Raw genomic sequence first — 10,620 nt, 5'->3', positions numbered from 1 at the left:
TTGGGGGGGGGGGGGGGGTGGGGGGGGGGGGGGGGGGGGGGGGGGGGGGGGGGGGGGGCGAGCGGGCGCGCCCGGTCCCACCGGCCGACGATCACAGCGATCGCGACGGTGGGACCGGGCGCGCCCCTTCGGGACAGGCGGGACGGTCCGCCGGAGGTCAGCGGAAGCAGTTCGTCACCGGCACCCTGCCGCCCTCGCAGTTGGTGGACTCGTTGTCGATGATCTCGGTCTCGTCGTCGACCTTGACCCGCGCCCTGTCCGCGAAGAGACCGCCGGGCTTCACCGTGGCGGCGTTCCCGGTCACCCGGCTGGAGAAGAGGGAGACCTGGCCCTGCGCGGCGAACACCCCGCCCCCCTTGGACTTCGCGCCGACCGCGTGGTTGCGGCCGACGTCGCTCCAGCGCACCAGCAGGTTCGACTTCTCCGCGTAGATCCCGCCGCCGGAACCCCGGGCGATGTTGTCCACCACGACGCTGTCGTCGACCGGGACCAGGCCCTGGAAGGTGGAGATGCCACCGCCGTTGCCCGTGGCGGTGTTGTACCGCACCTCCAGGCCGCGCAGGAAGACCAGCGCGTCCGAGTTGGCGATGCCGCCACCGGTCTGCGCGGTGTTGTCCAGCACCTTCGTGTCGGCCACCCGGGTACGGGCCGAGAAGCTGGCGAGACCGCCGCCCTGGGCCGCGTTGTTGCGGGCGAAGATGCTCGAGTGCACCTCGGCCGCGCCCCGGTAGTTGCCCAGGCCACCGCCGTACGCGACGGCGCTGTTGCCCCGGAACTCCGACGCACGCAGGGTCAGCACACCGCCGTTGAGCAGGCCCCCGCCCTTGCCCGCGGTGCCGGAGGCGTGGTTGCCGATGAACGTGCTCCCCGTGACGACCAGATGGCCGTCGTTGAAGATCCCGCCACCGCCTCCCTCCGCGGAGAGCGAGGTGCTGCCGATGACCGTGGTGCGTTCGATCACGGCCGATGCGCCGTGCACGACGTGGACGCTGCCGCCCTCGGCGGCGGAGAGACCGTTCTTCAGCACGACGTCGGACAGCGTCAACTCGCCGCCGTCGCGGACGGTGAAGAACCGGAACGCCTCGGCGTGCGCGTCCCGGAGGATGGTCGCGCCCTCGCCCCGGATGGTGATCGGGTGGTAGATCACCGGCAGCCCGGCCCGGTCGTGCCGGGGGTCACGAGGGGGCGCCTCGGCGTCGCCGGGGTTCTCCGCGCTGTCGGCGGCCTCCCGGGCGTCGCGGATCCCGCCGTCGTACTCGTCGGGCTGCTGGAAGGCGTGGGTGAGCTCGTACGTGCACTTCGGCGCCAGCCGCAGGTTGGCGCCACCCTGGGCGTTGGCCCGGACCAGCGCCGAGATGAGCCTTGTGGAGTCGCACGGCACCGAGACCTCCGGCCGGCGCCCGGTGCCGGGCCGCCGTTCCGTGTCGCCGGAACGGCCCTGGTCCTCCGCCCCGGGGCGCTCCCCGGCCGCCCAGCCACGACGCTGCGCGCCCGAGTCGCCGGTCGCCCCGGCCGCGCCGTAGTCACGAGCCCGGTCGGAACCGCTGGCACGGTCGGAACCGCTGGCATCGCCGGAGCCGCTGGCGCGGTCGGAACCGTTGGCGTAGCCGGATCCGTCGGAGCGCCGCTCGCCGAGGTCGGCACGGCTCCGCTCGCGGCGGTCGTCGCGGTTCTCCTCGGCGGCGTCGTCGCCGGCCGACGCCAGCGACGGCGCGGCGACGACGGGCAGGTCCCGGTTCGCGGCCAGGGCGGCACCCGTCATTCCGGTCGTCCCCGCGACCAGGCTGCCCGCCACGAGGCCACCGGCTAAGAACCACCGGGACCGCCGCCTGGGTCGTCCTCCCCGCCGGCTCCCTTGATACGTCGACATCAGGTTTCCTGCCTCTCGCGTACGTGCCATGGCCGCGCCGAAACCGGACGCGGGGCGGCTGGCATCCCGACAACCACCGAAGGCCACGATACGGACGGAAACGGGGCAAGTCCGTCGAACATGAATAGACGTAGTATTCACGTCTTCGCGGTGCAAGATCGCCGTCACTCGGACCGGGACGAGGCGCCGGGTCAGCCGCCCACGTGGATGCCGGGCCGCCGGGCGGGGTCCGGCTCGCACTTGCGGATGATCTCCCGTACCACCGGTGGGGTGTCGCCCCGGCCAAGGATGAGGTAGCGCAGCAGGTGCGCGAGCGGGTTCCCCTCCGACCACTCGAAATGGGCGTGCGGGCGGACGCCGGTGGCGTCGCGCAGCGCCAGCAGGATCGCCGCGATGGCGTTCGGCACGGCCGGGCTGCTGGCCCGCAGCACGCGGAAGCCGCCCACCTCCACGCCGTGCACCCGCAGCACCTGGCTGAACTCGGACGGATCGACCACGTCGATCTCCAGGAAGAGGATGTCGCCCTCGCCGGGCACGGGATTCATTCCCCGCTGCGCCCGCTCCTTGACCGTGTACTCCTTGACCGCGCCGCCCGCCCGCTTGTGGGCGATGAGGTGCAGTCGCCCGTCGTGCGCCAGCGACTCGGCGATGAACCGGCGGGCGGGCTCGTCGAACTCGATCCGCTCCGTACGCAGCTCGGTGGTCCGGGTCACCCGGGACACCAGCGAGACCGCCACGATGCCGAGGATGAACAGCGCGGAGATGGCGATGCCGTCCGGCTTCGCGATGACGTTCTCGGCGAGGGCGTACAACAGCACGAGGGTGAGCACGGCGAACCCGCCGGCCGTGCCGCGCTCCCGGCGGCGGGCCGCGGAGATGGTCACCGCCACGGCGGCGGAGACCATCATGGCGAGGATGCCGGTGGCGTACGCCCCGGCCTGGTCGTTCACGTCCGCCCGGAAGATCAGGGTGATCGCGACGCTGACCACGGTGTAGACGATCACGACCGGCCGTACGGCCCGGGCCCACTCCGGCGCCATGCCGTAGGTGGGCAGGTAGCGGGGCACGATGTTGATCAGGCCGGCCATGGCGGAGGCGCCGGCGAACCAGAGGATCAGCGCGCTGCTGACGTCGTAGACGGTGCCGAAGGCCTCGCCGAGGCGCTCGTGGGCGAGGTACGCGAGCGCCCGGCCGTTCGCGGCCCCGCCCGGCTCGAACTCGTGGGCGGGGATGAGCACCGTGGTGACGAATGTGGTCGTCACCAGGTACACCGACATGATCAGCGCGGCGGAGGCGAGCAGCCGGCGGGTGTTGCGGATCCGTGCCGCCAGCCGCGCCTCGCGGTCCGCGCCCGTGCCGGCCACCAGCGGCATCATGCTCACCCCGGTCTCGAAGCCGGAGAGCCCCAGCACCAGCAACGGGAACGCCAGCACGGCGGTCAGCGCCACCTCGCCGGGGCCGCCACCGGTGGTCAGCGCGGCGGTCCAGTCCGACAGTGTCCCGGGGGTCGTCGCGACGGCGGCCAGCGACTCCCCCACGATCACGGCGTTCAGGGCCAGGAAGACGGCGACCAGCGGGACGGCCACCGCGACCGCCTCCCGGAAACCGAGCAGGAAGACCCCGCCGAGGACCAGCAGCAGCGCGACGGTGACGCCGACGGCGACACCTGTACCGCCGACGCCCTCGGGCACGAGCGGGTTCTCCAGCAGGTGCACGGTGGCGTCGGCCGAGGAGAGGGTGATCGTGATGATCCAGGAGGTGGCCACGAAACCGAGCAGGACCAGCACGAAGACCTTGCCGCGCCAGAACGGCAGCAGCCGTTCCAGCATCGCCACCGAGCCCTGCCCGTGCGGGCTCTCCCGGGCCACCCGGCGGTACATGGGCAGCATGCCGAACAGCGTCAGCGCGACGATGAGCAGGGTGGCCAGCGGGGAGAGCGCCCCGGCGGCGACGGCGGCGATGCCGGGCAGGTACGACAGGGTGGAGAAGTAGTCCACCCCGGTCAGGCACATGACCTGCCACCACGGGTGCGAGCGGGCCTGTCCCTCCGCCGCCTCGGGGCCGACCGGTTGCACCCGGTGCGCGAACAGCCACCGGCGCAGCGGGCTCAACGGCGCGGCGGGACGGGTGGGGCTGGCCTGTGCCTCCGGGACGACGACCGGTTGCCCCGGGCGATCGCCGCGACGGGTCGGGTCGCGGGCGGCGCGCAGGTCCCGCGCCGGCCCGGCGGGCGGCGGGCGGCGACCGCGGGTGCGCCGCGACCTCGGCCCCTGCTCGTCACGCATGTCCCGTCCCCACCCCTGCGCGGTCCTGCCCCGACCGTAGGCGGTCGCCGGCCGGTCGCCCGGCAGAACGGTGAAGCCGGAACGCCTCAGCCACCCTCCACCAGGGCCAACGCCCGGGCCAGGGCCTCGGGGTCGGCCACGGTCACCGTCGCCCCCGGATGCCGGAGCGACCCGCCGGGCAGCAGGGCGGGCACCGGCTCGGCGAACCGGAGGCAGAGACCGGCGGCGGTGCTGCTGGCGAAGGTGACACCGGCATCGGCCAGCGAGAGGCGCACGCCGATCGCCCGCCACCAGCGGTACGGCCCGCCGGGCATCACGTCGACGACGTTGTCCCGGGAGGTCCGCAGCCGCCACGGGCCGAACCGGACCACCAACTCGGCCGGACCGACGCCGACCCAGGCGCTCGCCGGCCGGACCCCGACCAGCGCCAGCGCGGGCCGGAAGGCCGGGTCGAAGCGGAACGCGAACCGCCGACCGTCGCCGGTCATTCCGCTCCGCCTCGGCCGGGTCGGCGGGCGTCTCCCGGCCGGGCGGGGCGACGTGGGGCGACGGGACGGGGGCGGGGGCGGGCGGCGGGACGCCGGGCCGGATGACTCATGGCGCGGGCGTACCCGGTGCGGGCCGGCCGACACCCCTCCGAGCCGGCCGGCCCGACGACACCGCCCGGGACGCGTCCCCGCGCTCCGCCGAGTGCCGGTCGCGGAGCGCGGGGACCCCCCGTCCGGCTACTGCAGGAACGCCCCGAGGGGCGACAGCAGCAGCCGTCCGAGCGCCGCGGCGGAGTCGTCCAGCCGCGTGCGCTCACACTCGTGGGCGGCCGGGTCGTGCCGGCACCGCCAGATCTTCTGCGCGTTGCGCCAGGCGACGTCGCGGGTGTACTCGACCAGCTCCCCCTGGTACCAGTCGTCGATGTCGCCGTTGACCATGTCGATGAGCAGCTGCCACCGCTCCAGGTAGCCGCGCCGCAGACCGGGGATCTTGTCCGCGAAGATGTTGTTGATCTCCAGGTAGTCGCGGTGCTGTTCGGTGCCGTCGACCGGCTCCGACTCCAGGCTGTCGAACGTCGTCACCAACGCGAACGGCAGGTCGAAGTTGATGTGCGCGTTCACCCCGGCGGCCGCCGACGGCAGCGGGCGGGCGTCCGGGCCGCGCATCCGCGCGAACAGGCACGCCCACGCCTTCGGCGTGCCCGGGCTGGAGTCGGTCCACAGCCGCATCGCGTCGAAGTAGCGGGCCGCGAACTCCACGTCCAGCCGGGACAGGAAGACCGGGTCGGCGAACCTGTCGTCGTAGAGCCCGTTCAGCACGCTCTCGGTGATCGTCAGGTAGAGCCGGTTGAAGTCGGCCAGCGGGCAGCTCGCCTCCAGCGGTGGCAGCCGGACCAGCAGATCCTGGAGCTTGGTGAGGTGGTCCACCACCGCCGGCACGTCGGCGGGGTGGTCGGCGAGCAGGTCGACGATGTCCCGCTGCACGGGCCCCCACACCGGTTCGGTCATCTTTCCTCCACAGCTCTCCCGGCACCCCCGTGCCGTCGGCGACGCAGCACAGCCTTCCAGCCGACGACAGTCGGCCGGATCAGTAGAACGACGTATCCGTGCCGTGCGTCAGCCGGGCCGGTTGCGTAGGAAGATCGCGCTCGCCTGCACCCGGGTGCGGACCTGGAGCTTGTCGAAGATGTGCGAGACGTGCACGCCGATGGTCCGCTCGCTGATGAACAACCGCTGGCCGATCTCCCGGTTGGTCAGGCCCTCGGCGACCGCGGCGAGCACCTCGCGTTCCCGGGCCGTCAGCGCCGCCAGCTCGTCGCCGTCCGGCCCGGCTGCCGGCCCGGTGGCGGCCGGGCGGTCCTCCAGCGACACCCGCGCCCGCCCGGCGAGGGTACGGATCTCCGAGGTCAGCGGCACCGCGCCGAGGCCCTGCGCCACCTCGTACGCCTGCCGCAGCAGCGTGGCCGCGGTGGCGCTGCGGCTGCGCCGGGCCAGCAGCGCCTCGGCCTGCCGCAGCCGCGAGTACGCCGCCGGGTAGGGATGGTTCCGACGGTCCCACTGCGCCACCGAGCGGGCCCACAGTTCGGGGTCGCTGCCGTCGAGGCGGCTCACCTCGGCGGCGCACAGCGCCAGGAACCCGTCGACCACGTCGCGCACCGGCCGGGCGGCGTGTGCGCTCTTGCGGGCGACCCGGTCGGCCACCTCCCGCAGCCGGCGCACCGCCGTCCGGTCGACGGCCACCGTGCGGCTGGCGTGCGCCTCGGCCTCGGCCCGCAGGCCGTGCCACACCAGCGCGGCGAGGATGCCCACGTCGTCGGAACGGCTCTCGGTCAGGCCGCGCTGCACCGCCTGCCGGGCCAGGTCGTGCCGCCCCTGCCACATGGCCAGCCCCGCCCGCAGGGTGAGCAGCGGGATCACGTGCCGCGCCCCGCCGCCGGCCAGCACCGTGGCCACCGCGTCGAGGTCGCGGTCGGCGGCCTCGACGTCGCCGTAGCCCACCGACAGCCGGCAGCGCGCCAGCAGCAGTTCCACCGCGTCCGCACCCGAGGGGCGGTGCCGCAGCGCCGCCGCGACGACCTTCTCCGCCTCCGCCCACTGCCCCACCCGGAACAGCCCGTTGGTGGCGATGGCCAACAGCCGGGTCTCGTACGTGCGGCCCAGGCCGAGCTCGGCCACCCGCTCGGCGCCCCGGCGGGCCACGACGACGCCCTCCTCCAGGACGTTCAGCGGGCCGGTCAGCAGCTCCGCCAGGTGCAGGTACGCGCACGCCACGTCCTCCGGGCGACCGGAACGCTCGGCGGTCTCCAGCGCGCGGCGCATCACCGCCAGCCCGGCGTCCGGATCCTCCAGGTACGCCTCCGAGAAGCCGAGCGCCGCGCTGGCCAGCACCACCTCGGAGGTGGAACCGGCCACGTCGGCGGAGAGCTCCAGCGCCTCCCGGGCCCGCCGGCCGGCGTCCGCGTACCGGCCCAGGTGCAGCAGCAGCTCGGCCAGGTGCGCCGCGGCGGTCGCCCGTTCCCGGGGCGTACAGTCGGCGGCCTCCAGGGCCCGCTGGTATTCCGCCTCCGCAGGCGCCGAGCGGCCGGCCGCGGCCAGGTAGCGGGCCCGGCGGATGTGCAGCGCGCAGGCCGACGGGCCGGCGCCGTCGGCGGCCAGTTCCTCCAGCAGCGCCAGCGCCCGGGCGTGCTCACCGCAGTGGTGGGCGGCCTCGGCGGCGTGCTCCAGCAGGGTGGCCCGGTCCGCCTCGGGCGGCGCCGCGGTCGGCGCGCCGGCCAGTTGCAACGCCACCGACCAGTGCCGGTGCGCCTCGGCGTAGCCGTGCAACCGCTCGGCCTCCCGGGCCGCGGCCATCGCCGCCGGCAGCGCGCGGGTGGGCTCACCGGCCAGCCGCCAGTGGTGCGCCAGGCGCGCCTGGTGCAGCTCGGCCGGGGCGGCGGTGAGCGCCTCGGCGTGGCGGCGGTGCAGGGCGGCACGCTCGGCCGGCAGCAGCTCGTGCGCCAGCACCTCGGCGACCAACCGGTGTCGCAGCCGGTAGCCGTCGTCCGCGCTCACCAGCAGCCGATGGGCGACGGTCGCCCGGACCGCCTCGATCAGCTCGTCCTCGGGCAGCCGCACGACCCGTGCCAGCAGCCAGTGCGCCACCGGCTCGACCCCGGCCGCCACCGCGTGCACCACAGCGTGCGCGTGCCCGGGCAGCGCGTCCACCCGGGCCAGGAAGATCTCCCGCAGCGTGTCGGAGAGCCCGTCGCGGCCCTCACGCAGGTCGCGGGCCAACTCCTCCACCACGAACGGGTTGCCGCCGCTGCGCTGCCACACCAGCTCCGCCGCCTCCGGGGCGAGCGGCTGGCCGACCACGGCGGCGGCGAGCCGGTCGGTGCCGGCCCGGTCCAGCGGGGCCAGGTCGAGCACCCGCACCGTACGCAGCCGGCGCAGCTCGGTGAGCACGCGGCGCAACGGGTGCGCGCCCTGCAACGACTCGGCCCGCACGGCGGCGAGCACCGACAACTGGAGGTCACCGAGGCCCGCCAGCAGGTAGAGCAGCAGCTGCCGGGTGCTCCGGTCGCCCCACTGGAGGTCGTCCAGGACGAGCACCAGCGGGCGCCCCCCGGCCACCAGGTGCAGCCCCCGGGAGACCCGCTCCAGCAGCGCCCCCGCGCCGTCCGGGCCGGCGGTCTCCTCGGCGAACATCCGCAGCAGGTCGCGGACCGCCGAGGACGCCCGGGAACCGGTCAGCCCGGCGTCGAGGCGGCGCAGCGCCTGGAGCAGCGGATGCAGCGGCGACGCGTCGCCGATGTCCAGACAGGAGCCGGTGAGCACCAGTGCCCCGGCGTCGCCCAGCCGGGCGCCGACCTCGTGCAGCAGCCGGGTCTTGCCGACGCCGCTCTCGCCGATGAGGAAGACGGCGGCCGTCTGTCCCTGGGCGACGTCGTCGAGCAGCGCGGACCGCACCGTCGCCACCAGGTCGGCCCGGCCGACGAGCGGTGCGGTGTCCACATCGCTGGCCATGGACGAAGCCTAGTCACAGGGCCCCGTACCGCTCTACGGGTCTTTTGCCCCCTGTGGTACTCCTTCGCGTCGACATCGCGGCAAACGGTCACGCGCGGCCGACATACGTCGTTCGGCAGATCCGTCGTCAGGCCATCGGTGAGAGGGTCCGAAGCGTCGTCAGCCCGCGGGGGAAAGGCAGGTCGAGGCCCATGCCCACCATCGTCGCTGAGTCATCGCAGGTCCGGTCGGCAGGCTGGCCGGTGCCGGAGGAGAGACGCCTCGTCACCGTGCTGTTCGCCGACATCGTCGGGTCGACCGCGCTCGTCGACCGGCTCGACCCCGAGGACGTACGGGCGCTGCAACGGGCGTACTTCGACACGGTCGCCGGGGTGCTGCGCCGGTGGCACGGGGTGGTCGAGAAGTACATCGGCGACGCCGTCATGGCGCTGTTCGGGGCGCGCGAGTCCGACGGCTTCGACGCGTACCGGGCGGTGCGGGCGGCGCTGGAGATCCAGCGGGCCCTCGACCACCGGACGTTGCCCGGTGTGGCGCGGCTGCGGGTCCGGGTCGGGGTGGCCACCGGCGAGGCGCTGGTGGCGCTCGCCGGGGCGCGCGACGGCGGGCACGGCGCGGCCAGCGGCGCCGTGATCAGCACCGCCGCCCGGTTGCAGGAGCACGCCCCGCCCGGCGGGGTCGCGCTCTGCGCCGCCACCCACCGGGCCACCGTGGGCCTGGTCGACCAGCGTCGCGTGCCGCCGGTGGCCCTGGCCGGCAAGGCGCTGCCGGTCGACGTGTGGCACGCCGCCGGCACCATCCACCCGGTCCCGGCCCGGCACGAGGGGCCGCTGATCGGGCGGCGCCGGGAGCTGGCGACGGCCCGGGACCTGGTCGTCCGGGCCGTCCGGGAGCGCGGCCCGCGCTGGCTGTCGCTGGTCGGCCCCGCCGGCAGCGGACGCAGCCGGCTGCTGCACGAGCTGACCCGCACGACGACGGCGGTGGACGGGGCGCCGGTGCGCTGGTGCGTCACCCGCTGCGCGCCGTACCCGCAGCCCTTGGCCCCCGTCGCGGACCTGGTCCGCGGGGTCGTCAGCCTCCGCGCCACCGAGCCGCCCCCGGCGGTACGGCGACAGCTCGCCGCCGGCCTCGCGGGCCTGGTGCCGCCGACCGGTCTGGCCGGGGCGGTGGACGCGCTGGAGGCGCTGCTGAGCACGCCGGACGGTTCGGGTGACGCGGCGCGGGGCGCCGACGTGGCGCGGGAGGCGCTGCTGGGGCTCGCCGCCCGGCAGCCGGTGGTGGTGGCGGTGGACGACCTCGACCGGGCCACCTCGGCGCTGCACCGCTTCCTGCGCCGGCTCTTCGCGGCGGCCACCGCGCGGTCGCTGCCGCTGGTGGTGGTGGCGCTGCACCGTCCCGAGTGGGCGGGGGCGCTGCCCGGGCCGTCCGGGCGGCGGCACCGGTTGGTCGTGCCGCCGCTGCGCCCGGTGGAGACCGGCCGGCTGCTGCGCCACCTGCTCGGCCGGGCCGACCGGTCGGCGGCGACGGTCGCCCGGCTGCTGCCGTTGGTCGGCGGCAATCCGGGGCGGGCCGTCGCGTACGTGGCGTCGCTGGGCGCGGCCCAGCCCGTGCCCGAGGCGGTGCGCCGGGAGGTCGACGCCCGGCTGGACCGCCTCGACGGACCGGGCCGCGCCGTGCTGATGGCCGCCGCGACCGCCGACGCCGCGGTCACCGCCGCGACGGTGGCACGCCTGCTCGACTGGGCGCCCCGCATTGCCGCGCCGGTGCTGCGCGACCTGGCCTCGGCGGGCCTGCTGGTCGCCCGCGCCGACGGCCGGTACGCCGTCGCCGACGCGGTGGTCCGCGAGGTCGCGTGCTCCCGACTGCCCCGGGCGGTGCGGGCGATGTTCGCCCGGCGGGCCGGGCAGCCTAGTTGTTGACCGTGGTGATTCCGGCACCGGCGCACTCGACCAGACCGAGCAGCACGCTGTCGTAG

6 protein-coding genes are annotated in these 10,620 nt (G+C 75.4%); 1 reads left to right on the top strand and 5 read right to left on the bottom strand.

The features are described 5' to 3' along the window. Nucleotides 1-157: 157 nt before the first annotated feature. The 5 genes from ABZ809_RS34140 to ABZ809_RS34120 form a co-directional block, all read right to left on the bottom strand. On the bottom strand, nt 158-1,762 hold the full coding sequence (locus ABZ809_RS34140) for a hypothetical protein (RefSeq protein WP_357566786.1): 1,605 nt from the start codon (nt 1,760-1,762) through the stop codon (nt 158-160). A gap of 299 nt (nt 1,763-2,061) precedes the next feature. Continuing rightward, entirely contained in the window at nt 2,062-4,155 is a 2,094-nt protein-coding gene (locus ABZ809_RS34135) for an amino acid transporter (protein ID WP_357566785.1), read from the bottom strand. A gap of 86 nt (nt 4,156-4,241) precedes the next feature. After that, a complete protein-coding gene (locus tag ABZ809_RS34130) occupies nt 4,242-4,643 on the bottom strand; it encodes a hypothetical protein (protein ID WP_357566784.1) in 402 nt (133 codons plus the stop codon). A gap of 237 nt (nt 4,644-4,880) precedes the next feature. Then, nucleotides 4,881-5,651, bottom strand: a complete 771-nt coding sequence (locus ABZ809_RS34125; protein ID WP_357566783.1) for a DUF5995 family protein — start codon at nt 5,649-5,651, stop codon at nt 4,881-4,883. A 108-nt stretch (nt 5,652-5,759) separates the two neighbouring features. Further along, complete coding sequence (locus ABZ809_RS34120; RefSeq protein ID WP_357566782.1) at nt 5,760-8,648, bottom strand: AAA family ATPase; 2,889 nt, start codon at nt 8,646-8,648, stop codon at nt 5,760-5,762. Nucleotides 8,649-8,890: 242 nt separating this feature from the next. Between ABZ809_RS34120 and ABZ809_RS34115 the strand changes: the two genes are divergently transcribed. Beyond that, on the top strand, nt 8,891-10,564 hold the full coding sequence (locus ABZ809_RS34115; protein ID WP_357566781.1) for an adenylate/guanylate cyclase domain-containing protein: 1,674 nt from the start codon (nt 8,891-8,893) through the stop codon (nt 10,562-10,564). The last annotated feature ends 56 nt before the right edge of the window (nt 10,565-10,620 follow it).

It is taken from the genome of Micromonospora sp. NPDC047074, from assembly GCF_040643815.1.
Classification (GTDB): Bacteria; Actinomycetota; Actinomycetes; order Mycobacteriales; family Micromonosporaceae; genus Micromonospora.
This window is presented reverse-complemented; position numbering and strand designations above follow the sequence as displayed.